Below are 22,258 nucleotides of genomic sequence, written 5' to 3'. Positions count from 1 at the left end.
GGCGCCGGACCCGTCCCGCCGCCACGGACCACGAACGGAGACACCCGGTGACACCGGCGACCATCAGTGCGGGCGAGAACCCGCTGCGGGACCCCCGCGACCTGCGCCTGCCCCGGATCGCGGGGCCCTGCGGCCTCGTGATCTTCGGGGTGACGGGCGACCTCGCGCGCAAGAAGCTCATGCCCGCGGTCTACGACCTGGCGAACCGCGGGCTGCTGCCCCCGGGCTTCGCGCTCACCGGGTTCGCGCGCCGCGACTGGGAGGACCAGGACTTCGCGCAGATCGTGCACGACTCGGTGCGGGACCACGCGCGCACGCCCTTCGACGAGTCGACGTGGACCCAGCTCGCCGAGGGCATCCGGTTCGTGCGCGGGGAGTTCGGCGACGACGACGCCTTCGAGCGGCTGCGCGAGACGGTCGAGAAGCTCGATGCCGAGCGCGGCACCGGCGGCAACCACGCGTTCTACCTCTCCGTGCCGCCGTCGGCGTTCCCGGTCGTGTGCCAGCAGCTGTCCCAGTCGGGGCTCTCGGCGTCGTCGCAGGACGCGTGGCGGCGCGTCGTCATCGAGAAGCCCTTCGGCCACGACCTGCAGAGCGCCGAGGAGCTCAACGACGTCGTCTCGCAGGTCTTCGACCCGGAGTCCGTGTTCCGGATCGACCACTACCTCGGCAAGGAGACGGTGCAGAACCTGCTCGCGCTGCGCTTCGCCAACCAGCTCTACGAGCCGATCTGGAACTCGAACTACGTCGACCACGTCCAGATCACCATGGCCGAGGACATCGGCATCGGCGGGCGTGCCGGCTACTACGACGGCATCGGCGCAGCGCGCGACGTCATCCAGAACCACCTCCTGCAGCTGCTCGCGCTCACCGCGATGGAGGAGCCCGTCTCCTTCGACGCCGACGCGCTGCGCGCCGAGAAGATCAAGGTGCTCTCGGCGGTCCGTCTCCCGGAGGACCTGTCGGCCCACACGGCGCGCGGCCAGTACGCCGCCGGCTGGCAGGGCGGCGAGCCCGTCGTCGGGTACCTCGAGGAGGAGGGCTTCGACCCCCGCTCGACCACCGAGACCTTCGCGGCCGTCCGCCTGGACATCGACAACCGGCGCTGGGCGGGCGTGCCCTTCTACCTGCGCACCGGAAAGCGCCTCGGCCGGCGGGTCACGGAGATCGCCGTGGTCTTCAAGCGCGCCCCGCACCTGCCGTTCGAGACGTCCGCGACCTCCGAGCTGGGCAAGAACGCGCTCGTCATCCGCGTCCAGCCCGACGAAGGCGTGACCATCCGGTTCGGCGCGAAGGTCCCGGGCACCGCGATGGAGGTGCGCGACGTGACGATGGACTTCGGTTACGGGCACGCCTTCACCGAGTCCTCCCCCGAGGCCTACGAGCGCCTGATCCTCGACGTCCTGCTCGGCGACCCGCCCCTGTTCCCCAGCCACAAGGAGGTCGAGCTGTCCTGGCGCATCCTCGACCCGATCACCGCGCACTGGGCGGCCGAGGGCAAGCCCGAGCAGTACCGCTCCGGGACGTGGGGGCCGGAGTCGGCCGACGCGATGCTGGCGCGCGACGGGCGCGAGTGGCGGCGGCCGTGACGACCCTCGGGGCAGCACCCCCGGGCGCCCGCACCGCAGCCGACCAGACCGACCGGACAGACCGGACAAGGACAGCGCGATGATCATCGACATCCCCCAGACCACGACCAACGCGGTCAGCAAGCGCCTCGTGAACCTGCGCGACGAGGGCGGTGCCGTCGCCCTCGGGCGCGTCCTGACCCTCATCATCAAGACCGACGAGGAGTCCCTCGAGGCCTCCGTCGCCGCGGCGAACGACGCGAGCCGCGAGCACCCCTGCCGGATCGTGGTCATCGCTCCGTCGGCCCGCCAGGACCCGGGGCTCGACGCCCAGATCCGCATCGGCGGGGACGCCGGCGCGAGCGAGGTCGTGGTGCTGCGCCCGTCGGGCGAGCTGCGCGCCCACCCGGACACGCTCGTCATGCCGCTGCTGCTGCCCGACGCGCCCATCGTCGTCTGGTGGCCCGGTGAGGTCCCCGGCGACCCGGGCGGCGACCCGCTCGGGCGCATGGGCAGCCGGCGCATCACCGACGCCCTCGGCACGCGGGACCCCCGTAGCTCCCTCGAGCGCCTGCGCGACCACCACCGGCCCGGGGACACCGACCTGTCGTGGACCCGCATCACGCTGTGGCGCGGCCTGATCGCCGCGGCGCTCGACCAGCCGCCGTACCTGCCCGTCACCTCCGTGCGGGTCACCGGCGAGCACGACCACCCCTCCGTCGTCCTCCTCGCCGCGTGGCTCGGGCACCAGCTCGGCTGCCCCGCCACCGCCGACCGCCAGCACGACCTGCAGGGCATCACGCGGGTCGAGCTCGAGCGGGACGGCGGGTCGATCGTCATCGAGCGGCCCGACGGCGGCACGACCACCCTCACCGAGCCCGGCAAGCCGGCGCGCAGCCTCTCGCTGCCGCTGCGGGGTCTGCACGAGTGCCTCACCGAGGAGCTGCGGCGCCTGGACCCCGACGAGGTCTACGGCGAGATCCTGGTCGACGCGCTGCACGAGGTCGACCAGTGACCGACGAGCGCTTCGTCGTCGTCCACCCCGACGCCGGGCTCCTCGCCCGCGCGACGGCGGCCCGGCTGCTCACGCGCATCCTCGACGTGCAGTCGGTCCGCTCGCCCGTGCACGTCGTGCTCACCGGCGGGACCGTCGGGACCCGGACGCTCGCCGCGCTCGCGCAGGACCCGGTCGCCGCGGCCGTGGACTGGGACGGCGTCCACCTGTGGTGGGGCGACGAGCGGTTCCTCGCCGACGGCGACCCGGACCGCAACGAGACCCAGGCGCGCGAGGCGATGATCGACGCGCTGCCGGTGCCCGCGCCGAACGTCCATCCGATGGCCGCCCGGTCCGAGGGCGTCCCGACTCCCGAGGACTCGGCCACGGCCTACGCCGCCGAGCTCGCCGAGAACGCCGGGGACGAGCGTGCCGGGGTGCCGGCGTTCGACGTGCTGCTCCTCGGGATGGGACCGGACGCGCACGTCGCCTCGCTCTTCCCCGGGCACGAGGCTCTCGAGGCGGCCGGTACCACCGTCGTGGGCGTGCACGGGTCGCCGAAGCCACCGCCCGAGCGCGTGTCGCTGACGTTCGAGGCCATCGCTGCCGCGCGCGAGGTGTGGGTCGTGGCCGCGGGTGCGGAGAAGGCCGACGCCGTCGCGTCCGCGCTCGGGGGCGCGCCGGTCACCGAGGCACCGGCGTCCGGCGCCCGGGGCAGCTCGCGCACGCTGTGGCTGCTCGACGCCGCCGCCGCGGGCGGCCTGTAGCCGCTGGGGTGCCCGAGCGCCGGGGGACGTCAGCTGCCGCGGCGGGCGCGCAGCGCGGCGAGCGCCTCGTCGAGGAGGGCGACGCCGTCCTCCTCGGAGCGGCGCTCCTTCACGTACGCGAGATGGGTCTTGTACGGCTCGTTGCGCACGGGCGCCGGCGGCGCGTCGCGATCCTGCCCGGCGAGCAGCCCGCAGCGCGGGCAGTCCCACGTCACGGGAGCGGCGAGCTCCGGCTGCGCGGCAAAGCTCGGCGTCGTCTCGTGCCCGTTGGCGCACCAGTAGGAGACCCGCACGCGCGGCGCCGCCTCCCCGCGCTCGGACTCGCCGAGCGGGCCTGCCCCGACGCGCGACCCACGGATGGCGCTACCACCTGCCACGGTTGAACTCCCCTTCGAGTGTGCTCGAGCGTCCTCGGCGACGACGCCGGCGCGACCGTCCCCGGCGCGTGGCGCCGAAGGACGAGGTCAGCTGATCTTCTGGATGAGCCCGAGCAGGACGATCACGACGCCCCAGGTCAGGGCGAAGCCGACGGTGATCCGGTTGAGGTTGCGCTCGGCGACGCCGGAGCTGCCGACGCTGCTCGTGACTCCCCCGCCGAACATGTCGGAGAGGCCACCGCCCTTGCCCTTGTGCAGGAGCACGAGAAGGATCAGGAACGCGCTGGTGATCACCAGCACGACCTGGAGGATGATGCGCAGCACGTCCACGTGGTTTACGACCTCGGTTCTCGGGGCCCGCGGGGGCGGGCCGGCGTCAGCGAGCCGCTCGCGGCTCGTGGGACAGGGTAGGCGACGAACGGCCCCGGGGGCCAACCCCCGCGCCGCGCGGTGGGCGACGGTCGGGGCAGGCGGCCCTCGGGGCCGGGTCCGTGGGCGGGGCGCCGGTCAGGCGGCCGGGTGCTCCTCGAACCGCACGATCTTCGCGAACTCCTCGGCGTCGAGGCTCGCGCCACCGACGAGCGCGCCGTCCACGTCGGGCTGGGCCATGATCGCGGCCACGTTCCCGGACTTCACCGAGCCGCCGTACAGCACCCGCACGCCGTTCGCGAGCTCTGCGTCGTAGAGCTCGGCCAGCCGGGCGCGGATCGCCCCGCAGACCTCCTGGGCGTCCTCGGGGGTCGCGACCTCGCCGGTGCCGATGGCCCACACAGGCTCGTAGGCGACGACGACGCGGGCCGCCTGCTCGGCGGGCAGGCCCTCGAGCGCGCCGTCGACCTGCGCGAGCGTGTGCGCGACCTGGTCCCCGGCCTTGCGCACGTCGAGGCCCTCGCCGACGCAGAGGATCGGCACGATGCCGTTGGCGAACGCGGCCGCGACCTTGGCCCGCGTCGCGGACTCGTCCTCGCCGTGGTGCTCGCGGCGCTCCGAGTGCCCGACGGCGGCGTAGGCGACGCCGAGCTTCGCGAGCATCGATCCGGAGACCTCTCCGGTGTACGCGCCCGACTCGCGGGCCGAGATGTCCTGCGAGCCGTAGCGCAGGTCCAGCTTGTCGGCGTCCACGAGGGTCTGCACGCTGCGCAGGTCGGTGAACGGCACGAGCACCACGACCTCCACGGCCGACGCGTCGTGCTTGGCGTCCTTGAGCGTCCACGCGAGCTTCTGCACGAGGTGCGTCGCCTGGTGGTGGTCGAGGTTCATCTTCCAGTTGCCCGCGATCAGCGGGGTGCGGTCGGCCACGGTGTGTGCCTTTCTCGGTCGGGAGGCACCCGCGCGGCGCGCGGGTGCGGTCGTTCGTCGCGCCCGGGGCAGGCCCGTGCGCGGGGTCCCGGTGCGGTCGCGCCGCACCGGGACCGGGGCGTCAGCCCTCGAGGACGGCGAGGCCCGGCAGGACCTTGCCCTCGAGCAGCTCGAGGCTCGCGCCGCCGCCGGTGGAGATGTGGCTGAACCCCGCCTCGTCGAAGCCGAGGGTGCGTACGGCCGCGGCGGAGTCCCCGCCGCCGACGATCGTGAAGCCGCCCGCCGCGGTGCAGTCCACCAGGCCCTGCGCGACCGCCCGGGTCCCTGCGGCGAAGGCGTCCATCTCGAACACGCCCATCGGGCCGTTCCACACGACGGTCCGGGCCGCCGCGATCTCGGCGGCGAACGCGGCACCGGCCTCGGGGCCGATGTCCAGGCCCAGACGGTCCGCGGGGATCGCGTCGGCCGGGACGACGTCGTGCTCCGCGTCGGCGGCGAACGCCGTCGCGGCGACGACGTCCTGCGGGAGCACGATCTCGACGCCCTTCTCGGCCGCGGTCGCCAGGTAGCCCTTGACGGTCTCGATCTGGTCCTCCTCGAGGAGGGACTTGCCGACCTCGTGGCCCTGCGCGGCCAGGAACGTGAAGACCATCCCGCCACCGACGAGCAGCTTGTCGGCCTTCTCGAGCAGGTTGGCGATCACGCCGAGCTTGTCGGAGACCTTCGAGCCGCCGAGGACGACGACGTAGGGCCGCTCGGGAGCGGTCGTGGCGCGCGAGAGCGCCTCGACCTCCGCGAGCACGAGCTCGCCGGCCGCGGCGGGCAGCACCTGTGCGACGTCGTAGACCGAGGCCTGCTTGCGGTGCACGACCCCGAAGCCGTCCGAGACGAACACGTCCGCGAGCTCGGCGAGCTCGCCCGCGAGCTCCGCACGCTCGGCGTCGACCTTCGAGGTCTCGCGCGCGTCGAAGCGGACGTTCTCGAGGAGGGCGACCTGGCCGTCGGTCAGTGCCGCCACGGTGTCGTGGGCCGACGGCCCGACGAGGTCGCCCGCCAGCGCGACGTCCTGGCCGAGCAGCTCGCCGAGGCGCGCCGCGACCGGGGCGAGCGAGTACTTCTCCTCCGGCGTGCCCTTCGGCCGGCCGAGGTGCGCGGTGACCACGACGCGAGCGCCCGCGGCGACCAGGCGCTCGAGGGTCGGCAGCGCGGCGCGGATGCGCCCGTCGTCGGTGATGGTGGTCCCGTCGAGGGGGACGTTGAAGTCGGAGCGGACGAGGACGCGCCTGCCGGCGAGGTCCCCGAGGTCGGCGATGGTCTTCACAGGTGTTCTCCAGTCGTAGCAAAGAGAACGTCCGCGTGCACCGGCGGCCGCAGGGCCGTCCGTGCACGCGGACGCTGGATACTCACGTGATCGAGGGAACGATCAGAGCGCGCTGCCGACCTTGGCGGTGAGCGCGACGAGGCTGTTGGAGTAGCCCCACTCGTTGTCGTACCAGGAGACGACCTTGACCTGGTCGCCCATCACCTTGGTGAGCTTCGAGTCGAAGATGCTCTGGTGCGGGTCCGTCACGATGTCCGAGGAGACGATCTCGTCCTCGACGTAGGCGAGCACGCCCTTGAGCGGGCCCTCGGCGGCGGCCTTGACCGCGGCGTTGACCTCCTCGATCGTCGTCTCCTTCGAGGCGGTGAACGTCAGGTCCGTCGCGGAGCCGGTGATCGTCGGGACGCGCAGCGCGTACCCGTCGAGCTTGCCCTTGAGCTCCGGGAGCACGAGCGCGACGGCCTTGGCGGCGCCGGTCGTGGTGGGGACGATGTTCTGCGCGGCGGCACGGGCACGGCGCAGGTCCTTGTGCGGGCCGTCCTGCAGGTTCTGGTCACCGGTGTAGGCGTGGATCGTGGTCATGAGGCCACGCTCGATGCCGATGGAGTCGTTGAGCGCCTTCGCGAGCGGGGCGAGGCAGTTCGTGGTGCACGACGCGTTGGAGATGATGTGGTGCACGGCGGCGTCGTACTGGTCGTCGTTGACGCCCATGACGAACGTGGCGTCCTCGTTCTTCGCCGGGGCGGAGATGATGACCTTCTTGGCACCGGCGTCGATGTGCGCCTTGGCCTTGGTGGCGTCGGTGAAGAAGCCGGTCGACTCGATGACGATGTCGGCGCCGAGCTCGGCCCACGGCAGGTTCGCCGGGTCGCGCTCCTCGAGGGCGCGGATGGCCTTGCCGTCGACGATGATCGAGGTCTCGTCGAAGTCCACGGTCTGGGGGAAGCGCCCCAGGACGGTGTCGTACTTCAGCAGGTGCGCGAGCGTCTTGTTGTCCGTGAGGTCGTTGACCCCCACGATCTCGATGTCCGCCCCCGACGCGATGATCGCGCGGAAGTAGTTCCGGCCGATTCGGCCGAAGCCGTTGATGCCGACGCGGATGGTCACAGTGCCCTCCCAAGTGCGCGCCGGGTCTGCCGACGCGAACGGTTGATTCCGAACGATTACGTACGACGGCGTACGCCGATGCTGGCCGAGACTCCCCCGGGGCGCCATGACGACGCCGGGACAGCGGGTCTCGTCGCCGTGGCGGGCGTCCCGGTGCGCGGTGCGCGCCGGAGGCGCGTCGACGCGGCCGGACCAGACGTACCGATCCTATACGCGGACGCGACCGAACACCGACTCGGCGTCAACCCGTGAGACGGGGCGCCCGGTGGCCTCAGACGTCGAGCGCGTCCGGTCCGAGGCCGACCTCGGTGTCCGCCACCCCGAGCTCCGCAGCCCGCTTGTCGGCCGTCGCGAGCAGGCGCCGGATGCGCCCGGCGACGGCGTCCTTGGTCAGCGTCGGCTCCGCGAGCCGGCCCAGCTCCTCGAGGGACGCCTCCTTGTGCGCGAGGCGCAGCTCGCCGGCCTCGCGCAGGTGCTCGGGCACGTCGTCCCCGAGGATCTCGAACGCCCGCTCGACCCGGGCGCCCGACGCCACCGCGGCACGGGCGGAGCGCCGCAGGTTCGCGTCGTCGAAGTTCGCGAGCCGGTTCGCGGTGCCGCGGACCTCCCGGCGCTGGCGCCTCGCCTCCCAGACCTCGACCGAGTCCGTGGCGCCGAGGCGCACGAGCATCGTGTGGATCGCGTCCCCGTCGCGGATGACCACGCGGTCGATCCCCCGCACCTCCCGGGCCTTGGCGGCCACGCCGAGGCGCCGGGCCGCGCCCACGAGGGCGAGCGCCGCCTCGGGACCCGGGCAGGTGACCTCCAGCGCCGAGGACCGCCCCGGCTCGGTGAGCGAGCCGTGCGCGAGGAACGCGCCCCGCCACGCCGCCTCGGACTCGGCGACGCCGGCCGAGACGACCTGCGGGGGCAGCCCGCGCACCGGGCGCCCGCGCGAGTCGAGCAGCCCGGTCTGCCGCGCGAGCGACTCACCGTTGCGCACGACGCGCACGACGTAGCGGTTCGTGCGGCGCAGGCCGCCGGCCGAGACGACGATGAGGTCGCTCACGTGCCCGTAGAGCTCGCTGATCGCGGTCCGCAGCCGGGCGGCCGCGCGCTCCGTGTCCAGCTCCGCCTCGATGACGATGCGCCCGGAGATGATGTGCAGGCCCCCGGAGAAGCGGAGCGTCGCCGACACCTCGGCCCGACGGCAGGAGGTGCGGTCGACCTTCACCCGGGCGATCTCGTCCTTGACCTGTGCCGTGAGCGCCATGGCGACATCCTGCCATCCGTCACGGAGCGCCGTGCACCGTCGTCAGTCCCGGCGGCCGTACGGCACGTCCCCCACGACGCCCTCGAAGACGTCGCGGTAGGCGGCCGCGAGGCGCAGGGGGTCGTGGCGTGCGGACCCGTCCCCGCGCCGCACCTGGCGCAGCAGCAGGTCCGCGCCCAGCTCGGCCGTCGCCGCGCTCAGGGCGCCGACGTCCTCCACGGACGTCGGGTCGGCCACCACCGCGTCGATGCGCAGCCCGGGCGCGTGGGCGCGCAGCACGTCCAGGTGGTCGGTGGCCGTCAGGCCGTACGTCTCGCCGTCGTCGCTCTCCAGGTTCAGGGTGATGCAGCGCCGCGCGCGCGTGCGGTGCAGCGCTGCGGAGATCTCCGGGACGAGCAGGTGCGGCAGGACCGAGGAGAACCACGACCCCGGGCCGAGCACCACCCAGTCGGCGTCGAGGATCGCCGCCACGGACTCCGCGCAGGCGGGCGGGTCGTTCGGCACGAGGCGCAGCTGCTCGATGCGGTCGGTCGTGAGCGCCACGCGGCTCTGGCCGGAGACCACGCGGGCGAGCCCCGTGACCGGGTCCCGGACATCGGCCTCGATGAGCAGCGGGACGGACGCCATCGGCAGCACCCGGCCCCGGGCGTTCAGCAGCCGCCCGACCCAGTCCAGGCCCGCGACCGGGTCGTCCAGCAGCTCCCAGAGCGCCACGATGAGCAGGTTCCCCACCGCGTGCTGGTCGAGGTCCCCGGCGGAGGTGAACCGGTGCTGGAGCACGTCCCGCCACGTCCGGCCCCAGTCGGAGTCGTCGCACAGGGCCGCGAGCGCCATGCGGAGGTCGCCCGGCGGGAGCACGTCCAGCTCGTCGCGCAGGCGGCCCGACGAGCCGCCGTCGTCCGCGACCGTGACGACGGCGGTGATCCGGTCGCTCATCAGGCGCAGCGCGGACAGCGTCGCCGCGAGGCCGTGGCCTCCGCCGAGGGCGACGACGGTCGGCGACCCCGGCTCGATCATTCCTTGCCCAGGTCCCGGGCCGCCACGGTGACGCGGTGCCCCGCGTCGCGCAGCCGGCCTGCCAGCTCGTCCGCGACCGCCACGGAGCGGTGCTTGCCGCCCGTGCAGCCGACCGCGATCGTCGCGTAGCGCTTCTCCTCGTCCAGGTACCCGGCCAGGACCGGCTCCAGAGCGTGGGAGTACCGCTCGACGAAGACCTTCGCGCCGGGCAGCGCCAGCACGTAGTCGCGCACCGGGGCGTCGCGACCGGTGAGGTGGCGCAGCTCGCTGACCCAGTAGGGGTTGGCGAGGAACCGGACGTCGACCACGTGGTCGGCGTCCAGGGGGATCCCGTACTTGAAGCCGAACGAGACGATCGTGATGTGCAGGACGGGGGTGATGCCGCGGGTGACCGCGTCGCGCACCGCCCGCGCGAGGTCGTGGACGGTCATGCCCGTGGTGTCGATGACCGTGTCGGAGCGTTCCTGCACCGCCGACAGCAGCCGGCGCTCTGCCCCGATGCCGTCGAGGATGCGACCACCGCCCTGCAGCGGGTGCGGCCGGCGGACCTGCTCGAAGCGACGGACCAGCGCGGGGTCGTCCGCGTCGAGGAACAGGATCCGGTGGTCGACGCCGCTCTGCGCGAGGTGGTCGAGCACGTCGAGCAGGTCGACGAAGAACTCGCGCCCGCGGACGTCGACGACCGCGGCGACCTGCTCGAGCGTCGAGGACGAGCGCGTCATCATGTCGACCAGCGGGACCAGCATGCGCGGCGGGAGGTTGTCCACGACGTACCAGCCCAGGTCCTCGAGCACGGCGGCGGCCCGCGAGCGCCCAGCACCCGACATGCCGGTGATGATCAGCACCTCCCGGACGGTCGGCTCCGGCATGCTCGCCGCGGCCTCGGCGGCGGGGACCCCGGTCGGTGCGGTCGTCGGGTCGGGTTCCGTGCTCATGCGCCCAGCATGCCAGCCGCGTCCCGTTCGCCCGCGTCGTCGTCCTGGCGTGGCGCCGACGCCGACGCCGACAGCGCCTCGACGACGGCGCGCGCGGTGCGCTCCCCCATCCCCTTGACGGCGGCGACCTCCTCCACGCTCGCGGTGCGCAGCCGCTTCACGGAGCCGAACGCCTTGAGCAGCGCCTTCTGCCGCGCGGGGCCGAGCCCGGGGACGTCGTCGAGCACGGAGACCGTCATGCTGCGGCCGCGCCTGCTGCGGTGGTAGGTGATGGCGAAGCGGTGCGCCTCGTCGCGCAGGCGCTGCACGAGGTAGAGGCCCTCGGAGGTGCGCGGCAGGATGACGGGGTAGTCGTCGTGGGGCAGCCAGACCTCCTCGAGCCGCTTGGCGAGGCCGCACAGGGCGACGTCGTCGATGCCGAGCTCGTCCAGGGCGCGCTGCGCGGCGGCGACCTGGGGCGGGCCGCCGTCGACGACGACGAGGTTCGGCGGGTAGGCGAACCGGGCGGCCCGCTCGGGCACCTCGGCGGGGACCTCGCCCGAGCGCGGGGCCGACGGCGCCCGGACGGTGCCGTCGGCATCCTCGACGGTCAGGTCCGGCGAGCCGGCGCGCTCCGTGAGGTACCGGCGGAAGCGGCGGGTGATGACCTCGTGCATCGCCTCGGTGTCGTCGCGCGCGCCGTCGCCCTCGGCGCCGCGGATCGCGAAGTGCCGGTACTCGCTCTTGCGCGCCGCGCCGTCCTCGAAGACGACCATGGAGGCGACCTGGTGGGTGCCCTGCGTGGTCGAGATGTCGTAGCACTCGATGCGCAGGGGCGCGCTGTCCAGCCCGAGGGCCTCCTGGATCTCGGAGAGCGCGCGGCTGCGGGTCGTCAGGTCGCCGGCCCGCCGGGTGCGGTGCAGCGCGAGCGCGTGCTCGGCGTTCTTGCGCACGGTCTCGGCGAGCTCGCGCTTGTCCCCCCGCTGGGGCACACGGACGTCGACGCGCGAGCCGCGGATCCCGCGCAGCCACGTCGCGACCTGCTCCGGGTCGGGGGGCAGGACGGGGACCAGCACCTCGCGCGGGACCGCGTCGCGCGCCGCGGCCGACCCCGCCTCGGCCGAGTCGTCCGCCGCGCCGTAGACCTGCTGGAGCAGGTGCTCGACGAGATCCGCGTCCGTGGCGTCCTCGACCTTCTCGACGACCCAGCCGCGCTGGCCGCGGATGCGCCCGCCGCGCACGTGGAAGACCTGGACCGCGGCCTCGAGCTCGTCGCCCGCCATGGCGAAGACGTCGGCGTCCGTACCGTCGGTCAGGACGACGGCGTTCTTCTCCGTCGCGCGGCGCAGGGCCTCCAGGTCGTCGCGCAGGCGTGCCGCCTGCTCGTACTCCATCGCGGCCGCGGCCTGCTGCATGCGCACCTCGACGCGCCGCACGAACCGCGCCGTGTCCCCCGCCATGAAGTCGCAGAAGTCCTCCGCGATGCGGCGGTGCTCCTCGGGGCTCACACGCCCGACGCACGGGGCCGAGCACTTGTCGATGTAGCCCAGCAGGCACGGGCGCCCCGACTGCTGCGCGCGCTTGAGCACGCCCGCCGAGCAGGTGCGCACCGGGAACACGCGCAGCAGCAGGTCGAGCGTCTCGCGGATGGCCCACGCGTGCCCGTACGGGCCGAAGTACCGCGTGCCGGGGCGCTTCGCCCCCCGCATCACCTGGGCCCGTGGGACCTGCTCCCCGAGCGTGACGGCCAGGTAGGGGTAGGACTTGTCGTCGCGGTACTTGACGTTGAACCGCGGGTCGAACTCCTTGATCCACGTGTACTCGAGCGTCAGCGCCTCGACCTCGGTCCCGACGACCGTCCACTCCACGGACGCCGCCGTCGTGACCATCGTGCGCGTCCGCTGGTGCAGGTTCGCGAGGTCCTGGAAGTAGCTCGACAGGCGCTGGCGAAGGTTCTTCGCCTTGCCGACGTAGATGACGCGGCCGTGCTCGTCGCGGAACCGGTACACGCCCGGTGAGGTAGGGATCTCGCCTGGTCGGGGACGGTAGGTGGCGGGGTCGGCCATAGGATCAACACTACGTGGCGGCGCCGACAGCGACGCCCGCCGCGCTCCCCGACGCCGACCGGAAGAGACATCTTGACCGTGAGCGAGACCAGACCGATCCTCGTCGAGACCGTGGACCCCGCGGGGCGCGCCACCGGTGAGATGGAGAAGCTCGCCGCCCACCAGCCGCCCGGCGTGCTGCACCGTGCGTTCTCGCTCTTCGCGTTCGACGACGACGACCGGCTCGTCCTGCAGCGTCGCGCCGCGTCGAAGTACCACTCCCCCCTGGTCTGGACGAACACCGCGTGCGGCCACCCGTTCGCCGGTGAGGAGCCGGCCGACGCCGTCCGGCGCCGCGCGCGCGAGGAGCTCGGCGCCGCGCTCACGGACGTCGAGCAGGTCGGCACGGTCCTGTACCAGGTCCTCGACGAGCGCTCCGGCCTCGCCGAGCACGAGTACAACCACGTGTTCGTCGCACGGCTGGTCGGCCCCCTGGTCCCCGCGCCCGACGAGGTCGACTCGGTGCGCCGGGTCGACGCCGCCGGTCTCGACGCCGTCCGCGAGGAGCACGGGCTCACGGCGTGGTTCCCGCACGTGTGGGACGCCGTCCGGCCGGTGCTCGCGGACCGCTTCGGGGGCTTCGACCGGAGCGACGGTGCTCGCTGACCGCGGCGCCGCGCCGCGCGCCACCGGCAGGGGCGCCCACGCGGCCCGCCCCGTCGACGAGGCCGTCGGCAGCGCGCACGCGAAGGTGATCCTCCTCGGCGAGCACGCCGTCGTCCACGGCAGGCCCGCGATCGCGCTGGCGCTGCCCCACCTGCGGGTCACCGCCGAGGTCCGGCGCGCCGCCGGTCCGGCGCTGCTGCGCACGGAGGAGTACGTCGGCCCGATCGACACCGTGCCCGCCGCCCTCGCGTCCCTCGCCACCGCCGTGCGCGCCACCCTCGAGCGCCTCGAGCTCCCGGTCTCGGGCGTCGACGTCGCCGTGCGCACCGGCATCCCCGTGGGCCGCGGGCTCGGCGCGTCCGCCGCGGCGGCTCACGCGATCGTCGACGCGCTCGCGCGGCTCACCGGCGCCGACCTCGACGAGGAGGCGCGCTACCGCCTCGTGCAGGAGGCCGAGCGCGTCGCGCACGGGAACCCCAGCGGGCTCGACGCCCGCGCGACCCGCACGCGGGGCGCCATGCTCTTCCGCAGCGGCACCAGCACGCGGCTGCCCGTGCGGCTGGGCACCTGCCTGGTCGTCGCCGACTCGGGCGTGCGCGGGGCGACGAAGGAGGCCGTCGCGGACGTCCAGGCCTTCCTGGAGCGCGACCCCGCGCGGGCGACGGCCCTGCTCGACCGCCTCGCCACCCTGACCACCGAGGGCGCCGCGGACCTCGCCGACGACCGGCGCCGCGAGCTCGGCGCGCGCATGTCGCAGGCGCACGCCGTGCTGGGCGAGCTCGGCGTCGGGCACCCGGCGCTCGACCGGCTCGTCGACGCCGCCGAGGGCGCGGGGGCCCTCGGCGCCAAGCTCACCGGGGGCGGGCTCGGCGGCTGCGTCGTCGCCCTCGTCCCCACCCCCGCGGACGCGGACCGCGTCGTCGGCGCCCTCGAGGCCGCGGGCGCCGTCGGGACGTGGGTCGTGCCGCCGCTGGAGGAGGACGCGTGAGCGCCGGCACCGCGACGGCCGTCGCCCACCCGAACATCGCGCTGGTCAAGTACTGGGGCAAGCGCGACGAGGACCTCGTGCTGCCGGTCACCGGCTCGCTGTCCCTGACGCTCGACACCGGGGCCACCCGCACGACGGTCGACCTCGACCCCGCGGCCGCCCAGGACACCGTCGAGCTCGACGGCGCCACGAGCACCGGCGTCCCGCACGAGCGCGTGGCAACGTTCCTCGACCTCGTGCGCGAGCGCGCCGGGCGCACGGAGCGCGCCCGCGTGACGACGGTCAACACCGTCCCGACGGGCGCGGGCCTGGCGTCCTCGGCCTCCGGCTTCGCCGCCCTCGCCCTCGCCGCCGCGGGGGCCTACGGCCTCGAGCTGGACGAGCGCGACCTGTCCCGGCTCGCGCGCCGGGGCTCGGGGTCCGCCTCCCGGTCGGTCTTCGGCGGTCTCGCGGTCTGGCACGCCGGGCACGACGACGCCTCGTCGTTCGCGGAGCCCGTCGCCACGGACCTCGGGCTGGGGATGGTCGTCGTCGTCCTCACCGGCGAGCAGAAGGCGGTCTCCAGCCGGGTCGCGATGCGCCGCACCGTGGACACCTCGCCCTTCTACCCCGCGTGGGCGCGGCAGAACCCGCAGGACCTGGCCGACGCGCTCGCCGCGGTGCGCGCCGGCGACCTGGCCCGGCTCGGCGAGATCACCGAGAACAACGCCCTGCGCATGCATGCGACGATGCTCGGCGCCGTCCCGCCCGTCGTGTACTGGAGCGCCGGCACGCTCACGGTCCTGCACCTCGTGCAGGCGCTGCGCCGCGACGGCCTCGAGGCCTGGGCCACGATGGACGCCGGGCCGAACGTCAAGGTGCTGTGCAGCCTGCGCCACCGGGCGGCCCTCGCGCAGGCGCTGGCCGACCAGGTCGACGGCGCCCGGCTGCTCGTCGCCGGCGCCGGCCCCGCGGCCCGGCTCGAGACGCCGTGATCCGGGTCCAGGCCCCCGGCAAGCTCTACGTCGCCGGGGAGTACGCCGTCGTGGACCCCGGTGGCGCGGCCGTGCTGGTGGCGGTCGACCGCTACGTCACGGTCGACCTGCACGAGCGGGCCGACGACGGCGCGGGAACCGTCCGCTCCCGGCAGCTCGCCACGGGCGGGCTCGCCTGGGTCCGCGAGCGCGGCGACCTCGTCCCGACGCGCCCGGACCCGACGGCCGCGCCCGTCCTCGCGGCCGTGCGCGCCGCCGACGCGCTCGCGCTCGCCCGCGGTCGGCGCCCGCGGGGCTACGACCTCGCCGTGTCGAGCACCCTGGACGCCGAGGACGGGCGCAAGCTCGGGCTGGGGTCGAGCGCGGCGGTCACCGTCGCGGCGGTCCGCGCGGTCGCCGCGCTCCACGGCCTCGACCTGTCCGACCTCGCCGTCCTCAAGGTGGCGCTCGCCGCCCAGGTGACGCACGACCCGTCCGGCTCCGGGGGCGACCTCGCCGCGAGCGCGCACGGCGGGTGGGTGCGCTACACCTCGCCCGACCGCGCGGCCGTCGCGGCGCTCGTCGCCGCGCACGGGCTGCCGGCCGCCGTCGAGCGGGACTGGCCCGGCCTCGGCGTCGCCGCCCTGCCCGCCCCCGCGAGCGTGGACCTGCACGTGGGCTGGACGGGCGTGCCCGCCTCCAGCCGCCGACTCGTCGCCGACGCCCTGACCCCCGACGACCGCTCGCCCGCCGCCGACCGCCGCGACGCCCTGCGCGACCTGCGCACGGGCAGCGACCGCGCCGTCGAGGCCCTCGCCGCGGCGCTCCGTGCGGACGACGCGCGGCGTATGCTCGGGGCGGTCCGCGACGCACGCAGCGCGCTCACCGCGTACGGCCGGCGCACGGGCGTCGTGATCGAGACGCCCGCGCTCACCGCGCTGGTGGACGCGGCGGAGCGCGCCGGCGGCGCCGGCAAGTCCTCCGGGGCAGGCGGCGGCGACTGCGGCATCGCCCTGCTGCCCGCCGGGCACGAGACCGGCACGATGACCGCCGCGTGGCGGGACTCGGGCGTGCAGCTGCTGCCCCTGCGCGTCACGGCACCGGCCGGGCAGCCGACCGCTACTGACAGGGAGAGACGATGACGGTGCAGGACCGCCCACAGGAGGGTGCCCCCGCGGGCGAGCAGGAGCGCGCCGCGCGCGTCCCGCTGCGCTGGGTGGGCCCGATCCGCGTCAGCGGCAACGCCGTCCAGGGCGAGATCGAGGTGCCGCTCGCGACCTACGAGTCGCCGCTGTGGCCGTCGGTGCGCCGCGGCGCGCGCATCAGCCGCCTCGTCGAGGGCGGGCTGCGCACCACCGTCGTCGACGAGCGGATGAGCCGCTCCGTGCTGTTCGTCGCGCCCGGCGCACAGGCCGCCCTGCGCGTCGCCGTCGAGCTCGAGGCCCGCCTCGACGAGGCGCAGGACGTCGTCGCGGGGTCCAGCCGCTTCGCGCGCCTGATCGACGTGCACCACCAGATCGCCGGCGACCTGCTGTTCGTGCGCTTCGAGTTCCGCACCGGGGACGCCTCGGGGCACAACATGGCGACCCTCGCCTCGGACCGCCTGATGGCCTGGATGCTGCAGGCCTGGCCCGACCTGCGCTACGAGTCCATCTCCGGGAACTACTGCTCGGACAAGAAGGCCACCGCGGTCAACGGGATCCTCGGGCGCGGCAAGAACGTCGTCACCCAGATGACGATCCCGCGCGACGTCGTCGAGCGCCAGCTGCGCTCGACGCCCGAGCGCATCGCCACCCTCAACACGCGCAAGAACCTCGTGGGGACCATCCTGGCGGGCGGGCTGCGCTCCGCCAACGCCCACTACGCGAACATGCTGCTCGCGTTCTACCTCGCCACGGGCCAGGACGCCGCGAACATCGTCGAGGGGTCGCAGGGCGTGACCCAGGCCGAGGTCGTCGACGGCGACCTGGCGTTCTCCTGCACCGTCCCCAACGTCATCGTCGGCACCGTGGGCAACGGCAAGGGCCTGGACTTCGTCGAGGAGAACCTCGCCCGGCTCGGGTGCCGCGAGGAGCGCGAGCCCGGAGCGAACGCCCGCCGCCTCGCGGCCCTGGCGGCCGCGTCCGTGTGGTGCGGCGAGCTCTCGCTGCTCGCCGCGCAGACCAACCCCGGCGAGCTCATGGCCGCGCACGTGAAGTTCGAGCGGTGACGGGCGAGCGCCCGGTCCCGGACCCTGAGGAGAGCACGCTGAGCACGCACCCCGTCGGCATCCACGACCTCTCGGTCGCGACCGGCAGCCACGTCATCGGTCTCGACGAGATCGCCGCCCGCCACGGCGTCGACCCCGCCAAGTACCACGTCGGCCTCGGCCAGGACGAGATGAGCGTCCTGGCGCCCGACGAGGACGTCGTCACCCTCGCCGCCGCCGCCGCCCTGCCGGTCGTCGAGCGGCACGGGACGCAGGGCCTGCGCACGCTGCTCTTCGCGACCGAGTCCGGGATCGACCAGTCGAAGTCCGCCGGGGTCTACGTCCACCGCCTGCTGGGTCTGCCGGCGACCGTGCGCACCGTCGAGCTCAAGCAGGCCTGCTACTCGGGCACCGCCGCGCTCCAGATGGCCGCCGCGCTCGTCGCGCGCGACCCCGCGGAGAAGGTCCTGGTCGTCACGAGCGACGTCGCGCGCTACGACCTCGACTCGTCGGGCGAGCCGACCCAGGGCGCCGCCGCCGTCGCCATGCTCGTCACCGCCGACCCGGCGCTGCTGGAGATCGAGCCCGTGACCGGGGTGCACACCGAGGACGTCATGGACTTCTGGCGCCCGAACCACCGCTCCACGGCGCTCGTCGACGGCCGCGCCTCGATCGACGCCTACCTGCGCGCCGTGAGCGGCGCGTGGGCCGACTACGCCGAGCGCGGCGGCGCGCCGTTCGAGGACATCGACGCGTTCGCCTACCACCAGCCGTTCACCCGGATGGCCACGAAGGCGCACCGCCATCTCGCGAAGGTCGCCGGCAGCGGGCTCGACCGCGACGCCGTCGACGCGCAGATCGCCGCGACGACGACCTACAACCGGCGCACGGGCAACAGCTACACCTCGTCGCTCTACGTCGGCCTCGCGGCGCTGCTCGACAGCGGGGAGCTCGACCCGGGCTCGCGGGTGGCGCTCGTCAGCTACGGCTCCGGTGCCGTGTGCGAGCTCTTCACCGGCATCGTGCCGGAAGGTTACCGGGAGGCGACGCACCCCGGGGCGACCACGGCGGCGCTCGACGCGCGCACCCCGATCTCCGACACCGCATACCTCGAGCTGCACGCGGCGCACGACGTCGTCGTGGCCGACCTCGTGACCCCGCACCGGACGACGGGCCCGTTCCGCTACGCCGGGCTCGACGGGCACCGTCGCCAGTACGAGCGGAACGAACCGGCGACGCGCTGATGTGGACGAGACGGCACCGTCCGAGCGCGGCCGGCGCCGGGGGGCTAGCGTGACCGGCATGACCGGGGCGACGCACAGCTATTCGGGTACGGTCCGCTGGACGGGCGCCGGGACGAGCGGGACGTCCGGCTACACCGCCTACGGGCGGGACCACGAGGTCAGCTTCGACGGGCTGCCGACGCTGCTCGGGTCGGCGGACCCGGCCTTCCGCGGCGACCCGGGGCGGCACAGCCCCGAGCAGCTCTTCGTCGCCAGCCTCTCGCAGTGCCACATGCTGTGGTTCCTGCACCTCGCCTCGGCGGCCGGGGTCGTGGTGCGCGAGTACGTCGACGAGGCCACGGGAACCATGCGCGTCGAGGCGGCCGGCGCGGGCGAGTTCACCGACGTGACGCTGCACCCGCACGTCACGGTCGATGCCGGCACCGCGGCCCTCGCCGACGACCCCACGCTGTCGGCCCTGCACGCCCGGGCGCACGACCACTGCTTCCTCGCCCGCTCGGTGAGCTTCCCGGTGCACGTCCAGCCCGCGACGGTGCGCACCGCGGAAGTCGGCACCGCGGGCTGAGCGCCAGCGACCCGCGCTGTCGCGCCGCCTGAGCCACGGCCCCCGGGACCGCCCGCCCGCTACGCGCTCGCGCGCGTCTCGATCCCGAGGACCTCTGCCAGGAAGCGCCCGGTGTGGCTCTCGGGCACGGTCGCCACGTGCTCCGGCGTGCCCTCGGCCACGACCGTCCCGCCGCCCGAGCCACCCTCGGGTCCCATGTCGATCACCCAGTCGGCGTTCTTGATCACGTCGAGGTTGTGCTCGATGACGATCACGGTGTTGCCCTTGTCCGCCAGCGACTGCAGCACGCCGAGCAGCCTGCGGACGTCCTCGAAGTGCAGGCCGGTCGTCGGCTCGTCGAGCACGTAGACGGTGCGGCCCGAGGAGCGCTTCTGCAGCTCGCTCGCGAGCTTGACGCGCTGCGCCTCGCCGCCCGAGAGGGTCGGCGCGGGCTGGCCGAGCCGGACGTACCCGAGACCCACGTCGGTCAGGGTCTTCAGGTGGCGGGAGATCGCGGGGACGGCGGCGAAGAACTCGGCGGCCTCCTCGATGGGCATGTCGAGGACGTCGGCGACCGTCTTGCCCTTGAAGTGCACCTCGAGCGTCTCGCGGTTGTAGCGCGCACCGTGGCACACCTCGCACGGCACGTAGACGTCGGGCAGGAAGTTCATCTCGATCTTGATCGTGCCGTCACCCGAGCAGGCCTCGCAGCGCCCGCCCTTGACGTTGAAGGAGAACCGTCCGGGGAGGTACCCGCGCACCTTCGCCTCGGTGGTCTCGGCGAAGATCTTGCGCACGTGGTCCCAGACGCCCGTGTAGGTCGCCGGGTTCGACCGCGGGGTGCGGCCGATCGGGCCCTGGTCGACGTGCACCACCTTGTCGAGGTCGTCGAGGCCCGTGACCCGGCGGTGCCGGCCCGCCACCTGCCGGGCTCCGTTGAGCTCGTTCGCCAGCACGGTATAGAGGATCGAGTTCACGAGCGTCGACTTGCCGGAGCCGGAGACCCCCGTGACGGCGGTGAACGTCCCGAGCGGGAACGAGACGTCGACCCCGCGCAGGTTGTGCTCGCGCGCGCCGACGACGGTGACCTGCCGCTTGCGGTCGACCGGGCGCCGCTGCGCCGGCATCGGGATGTGCCGGCGCCCGGAGAGGTACGCCCCCGTCACCGAGTCCTTGGCCTCGAGCAGGCCGGCATAGTCGCCGGAGTGCACCACGTGCCCGCCGTGCTCCCCCGCGCCGGGGCCGATGTCCACGATCCAGTCGGCGGTGCGGATGGTGTCCTCGTCGTGCTCCACCACGATCAGGGTGTTGCCGAGGTCCCGCAGGCGCACGAGCGTGTCGATCAGGCGGCGGTTGTCCCGCTGGTGCAGACCGATGCTCGGCTCGTCGAGCACGTACAGCACGCCGACCAGGCCGGACCCGATCTGCGTGGCGAGCCGGATGCGCTGCGCCTCGCCTCCGGAGAGCGTGCCGGCCGGCCGCTCCAGCGAGAGGTAGTCGAGACCGACGTCGAGGAGGAACCCGATGCGGGCGTTGATCTCCTTGAGCACCTCGTTGGCGATCGCACGGTCGCGTGCGCCCAGCTCGAGCGCGCCGAGGAACTCTCCCGCCTCGCGCAGCGGCAGGCGGCAGACCTCGGCGATGGAGCGGCCCCCCACGGTCACGGCCAGGACCTCGGGCTTGAGGCGCGTGCCGTCGCACGCCGGGCACGGGACCTCGCGCATGAAGGCCTCGTACTTGTCCTTGGACCATTCGGACTCGGTCTCGGTGTGGCGACGCTGGAGGAAGGCGATCACGCCCTCGAAGCCCGTGGAGTACTGGCGCTCGCGCCCCCACCTGTTGCGGTAGCGCACGTGCACCTCGTGGTTGCGCCCGTGCAGCACCGCGTCCTTCGCGCGCTTGGGCAGCGCGCGCCAGGGCGCGTCCATGGAGAAGCCGAGATCTTCCGCGAGCGCCGTCAGCACGCGCTCGAAGTACTCGGAGGAGGTCTGCGCCCACGGCGCGACGGCGCCCTCGCGCAGCGACCTCTCGTCGTCGGGCACCACGAGTTCCGGGTCGACCTCGAGGCGGAAGCCGATGCCCGTGCACTCCGGGCACGCGCCGTAGGGGGCGTTGAAGGAGAAGGTGCGCGGTTCGATCTCGTCGAGGGCGAGCTCGTGGTCGTTGGGGCAGGCGCGCTTCTCGGAGAACTTGCGCACCCGGCCCGGGTCGTCCGCGTCGGCGTCGACGAGCTCGACGAGCACCAGCCCGCCCGCGAGGCCGAGCGCCGTCTCGACGGAGTCCGTCAGCCGGCGCTGGACGCCCTCGCGGGCGACGAGCCGGTCGACGACCACCTCGATGTCGTGCTTGAGCTTCTTCTCGAGGGTCGGCGGCTCGGTGAGCTGCGCGACCGTGCCGTCCACCCGGGCGCGGGCGAAGCCCTTGGTCTGCAGCTCGGCGAACAGCTCCGCGTACTCGCCCTTGCGGCCGCGCACGACGGGCGCCAGCACCTGGTACCGGGTGCCCTCCTCGAGCTCGAGGAGCCGGTCGACGATCTGCTGCGGCGTCTGGGCGATGATCCGCTCGCCGCACACGGGGCAGTGCTGCACGCCGGTCCGCGCGAACAGCAGGCGCAGGTAGTCGTAGATCTCGGTGATGGTGCCGACCGTCGAGCGCGGGTTGCGGTTCGTCGACTTCTGGTCGATCGACACCGCGGGCGAGAGCCCCTCGATGAAGTCGACGTCGGGCTTGTCCATCTGCCCGAGGAACTGGCGCGCGTAGGCGGACAGCGACTCCACGTAGCGGCGCTGGCCCTCGGCGAAGATCGTGTCGAAGGCGAGGGACGACTTGCCGGAGCCCGACAGGCCGGTGAAGACGATCAGGCGGTCGCGGGGAAGATCGAGGTCGACGTCGCGCAGGTTGTGCTCTCGAGCGCCGGAGATGACGAGGCGGTTGTCCACCGCAGCATCGTACGGCCCCCCACCGACAGTCGTACAGACGTTCGACGCGCCCGGCTACCGAAACCGGACCGCTCG

20 protein-coding genes are annotated in these 22,258 nt (G+C 74.0%); 10 read left to right on the top strand and 10 right to left on the bottom strand.

Going from position 1 to position 22,258, the window contains the following annotated elements:
• Positions 1 to 47 precede the first annotated feature (47 nt).
• The 3 genes from zwf to pgl all read left to right on the top strand — a co-directional run bounded on the left by zwf (position 48) and on the right by pgl (position 3,329).
• A complete protein-coding gene (gene zwf, locus EDF32_RS10875; protein WP_123308568.1) occupies positions 48 to 1,589 on the top strand; it encodes a glucose-6-phosphate dehydrogenase in 1,542 nt (513 codons plus the stop codon).
• A gap of 79 nt (positions 1,590 to 1,668) precedes the next feature.
• Positions 1,669 to 2,583, top strand: coding sequence for a glucose-6-phosphate dehydrogenase assembly protein OpcA (locus EDF32_RS10870; protein ID WP_123308567.1), 915 nt, complete (start codon positions 1,669 to 1,671; stop codon positions 2,581 to 2,583).
• The gene (pgl, locus tag EDF32_RS10865; protein ID WP_123308566.1) at positions 2,580 to 3,329 is read left to right on the top strand and encodes a 6-phosphogluconolactonase; all 750 of its coding nucleotides are present in this window, start codon (positions 2,580 to 2,582) and stop codon (positions 3,327 to 3,329) included. Before EDF32_RS10870 ends, pgl begins: the two co-directional genes overlap by 4 nt.
• Positions 3,330 to 3,358: 29 nt before the next feature.
• Here pgl and EDF32_RS10860 read toward each other — a convergent pair whose 3' ends face one another.
• The 9 genes from EDF32_RS10860 to uvrC form a co-directional block, all read right to left on the bottom strand.
• On the bottom strand, positions 3,359 to 3,706 hold the full coding sequence (locus EDF32_RS10860) for an RNA polymerase-binding protein RbpA (RefSeq protein WP_123308565.1): 348 nt from the start codon (positions 3,704 to 3,706) through the stop codon (positions 3,359 to 3,361).
• Positions 3,707 to 3,793: 87 nt separating this feature from the next.
• Positions 3,794 to 4,036, bottom strand: coding sequence for a preprotein translocase subunit SecG (gene secG, locus EDF32_RS10855; protein ID WP_123308564.1), 243 nt, complete (start codon positions 4,034 to 4,036; stop codon positions 3,794 to 3,796).
• Between the two features lie 177 nt (positions 4,037 to 4,213).
• The gene (tpiA, locus tag EDF32_RS10850; protein WP_123308563.1) at positions 4,214 to 5,005 is read right to left on the bottom strand and encodes a triose-phosphate isomerase; all 792 of its coding nucleotides are present in this window, start codon (positions 5,003 to 5,005) and stop codon (positions 4,214 to 4,216) included.
• A gap of 121 nt (positions 5,006 to 5,126) precedes the next feature.
• A complete protein-coding gene (gene pgk / locus EDF32_RS10845) occupies positions 5,127 to 6,326 on the bottom strand; it encodes a phosphoglycerate kinase (RefSeq protein WP_123308562.1) in 1,200 nt (399 codons plus the stop codon).
• 102 nt (positions 6,327 to 6,428) lie between these two features.
• On the bottom strand, positions 6,429 to 7,433 hold the full coding sequence (gene gap / locus EDF32_RS10840; RefSeq protein WP_123308561.1) for a type I glyceraldehyde-3-phosphate dehydrogenase: 1,005 nt from the start codon (positions 7,431 to 7,433) through the stop codon (positions 6,429 to 6,431).
• A 271-nt stretch (positions 7,434 to 7,704) separates the two neighbouring features.
• Positions 7,705 to 8,685 (bottom strand): DNA-binding protein WhiA, encoded by a 981-nt coding sequence (gene whiA / locus EDF32_RS10835; RefSeq protein ID WP_123308560.1) that lies wholly within the window; start codon positions 8,683 to 8,685, stop codon positions 7,705 to 7,707.
• 42 nt (positions 8,686 to 8,727) lie between these two features.
• Positions 8,728 to 9,702 carry a uridine diphosphate-N-acetylglucosamine-binding protein YvcK gene (gene yvcK / locus EDF32_RS10830; protein ID WP_123308559.1) on the bottom strand — a complete coding sequence of 325 codons (975 nt, stop codon included), beginning with the start codon at positions 9,700 to 9,702 and terminating at the stop codon, positions 8,728 to 8,730.
• Positions 9,699 to 10,637, bottom strand: a complete 939-nt coding sequence (rapZ, locus tag EDF32_RS10825) for an RNase adapter RapZ (protein ID WP_123308558.1) — start codon at positions 10,635 to 10,637, stop codon at positions 9,699 to 9,701. Before rapZ ends, yvcK begins: the two co-directional genes overlap by 4 nt.
• The gene (uvrC, locus tag EDF32_RS10820) at positions 10,634 to 12,682 is read right to left on the bottom strand and encodes an excinuclease ABC subunit UvrC (protein ID WP_123308557.1); all 2,049 of its coding nucleotides are present in this window, start codon (positions 12,680 to 12,682) and stop codon (positions 10,634 to 10,636) included. Before uvrC ends, rapZ begins: the two co-directional genes overlap by 4 nt.
• Before the next feature lie 78 nt (positions 12,683 to 12,760).
• Here uvrC and idi point away from each other — a divergent pair, with 78 nt between their 5' ends.
• From idi to EDF32_RS10785, 7 genes are read left to right on the top strand one after another with little or no spacing between them, the layout of a single operon-like run.
• Complete coding sequence (idi, locus tag EDF32_RS10815) at positions 12,761 to 13,327, top strand: isopentenyl-diphosphate Delta-isomerase (RefSeq protein WP_233565864.1); 567 nt, start codon at positions 12,761 to 12,763, stop codon at positions 13,325 to 13,327.
• Positions 13,317 to 14,315 (top strand): mevalonate kinase, encoded by a 999-nt coding sequence (mvk, locus tag EDF32_RS10810; RefSeq protein WP_123308555.1) that lies wholly within the window; start codon positions 13,317 to 13,319, stop codon positions 14,313 to 14,315. Before idi ends, mvk begins: the two co-directional genes overlap by 11 nt.
• Positions 14,312 to 15,289 (top strand): diphosphomevalonate decarboxylase, encoded by a 978-nt coding sequence (mvaD, locus tag EDF32_RS10805; protein ID WP_123308554.1) that lies wholly within the window; start codon positions 14,312 to 14,314, stop codon positions 15,287 to 15,289. The genes mvk and mvaD overlap by 4 nt, the downstream gene beginning before the upstream one ends.
• Entirely contained in the window at positions 15,286 to 16,410 is a 1,125-nt protein-coding gene (locus EDF32_RS10800) for a phosphomevalonate kinase (RefSeq protein WP_158614088.1), read from the top strand. Before mvaD ends, EDF32_RS10800 begins: the two co-directional genes overlap by 4 nt.
• Entirely contained in the window at positions 16,407 to 17,477 is a 1,071-nt protein-coding gene (locus tag EDF32_RS10795) for a hydroxymethylglutaryl-CoA reductase (RefSeq protein ID WP_123308552.1), read from the top strand. Before EDF32_RS10800 ends, EDF32_RS10795 begins: the two co-directional genes overlap by 4 nt.
• A complete protein-coding gene (locus EDF32_RS10790) occupies positions 17,474 to 18,700 on the top strand; it encodes a hydroxymethylglutaryl-CoA synthase (RefSeq protein WP_233565863.1) in 1,227 nt (408 codons plus the stop codon). Before EDF32_RS10795 ends, EDF32_RS10790 begins: the two co-directional genes overlap by 4 nt.
• 58 nt (positions 18,701 to 18,758) lie before the next feature.
• Positions 18,759 to 19,265, top strand: a complete 507-nt coding sequence (locus EDF32_RS10785; protein ID WP_123308726.1) for an OsmC family protein — start codon at positions 18,759 to 18,761, stop codon at positions 19,263 to 19,265.
• Positions 19,266 to 19,324: 59 nt separating this feature from the next.
• On the opposite strand, the gene uvrA is transcribed toward EDF32_RS10785, so the two are convergent.
• The gene (gene uvrA, locus EDF32_RS10780) at positions 19,325 to 22,183 is read right to left on the bottom strand and encodes an excinuclease ABC subunit UvrA (protein ID WP_123308551.1); all 2,859 of its coding nucleotides are present in this window, start codon (positions 22,181 to 22,183) and stop codon (positions 19,325 to 19,327) included.
• Positions 22,184 to 22,258 lie beyond the last annotated feature (75 nt).

Source organism: Cellulomonas sp. PhB143 (genome assembly GCF_003752595.1).
Lineage (GTDB): Bacteria > Actinomycetota > Actinomycetes > Actinomycetales > Cellulomonadaceae > Paraoerskovia.
Note: the sequence above shows the minus strand (reverse complement) of the source record. Positions and strands in the feature narration are given on the sequence as shown.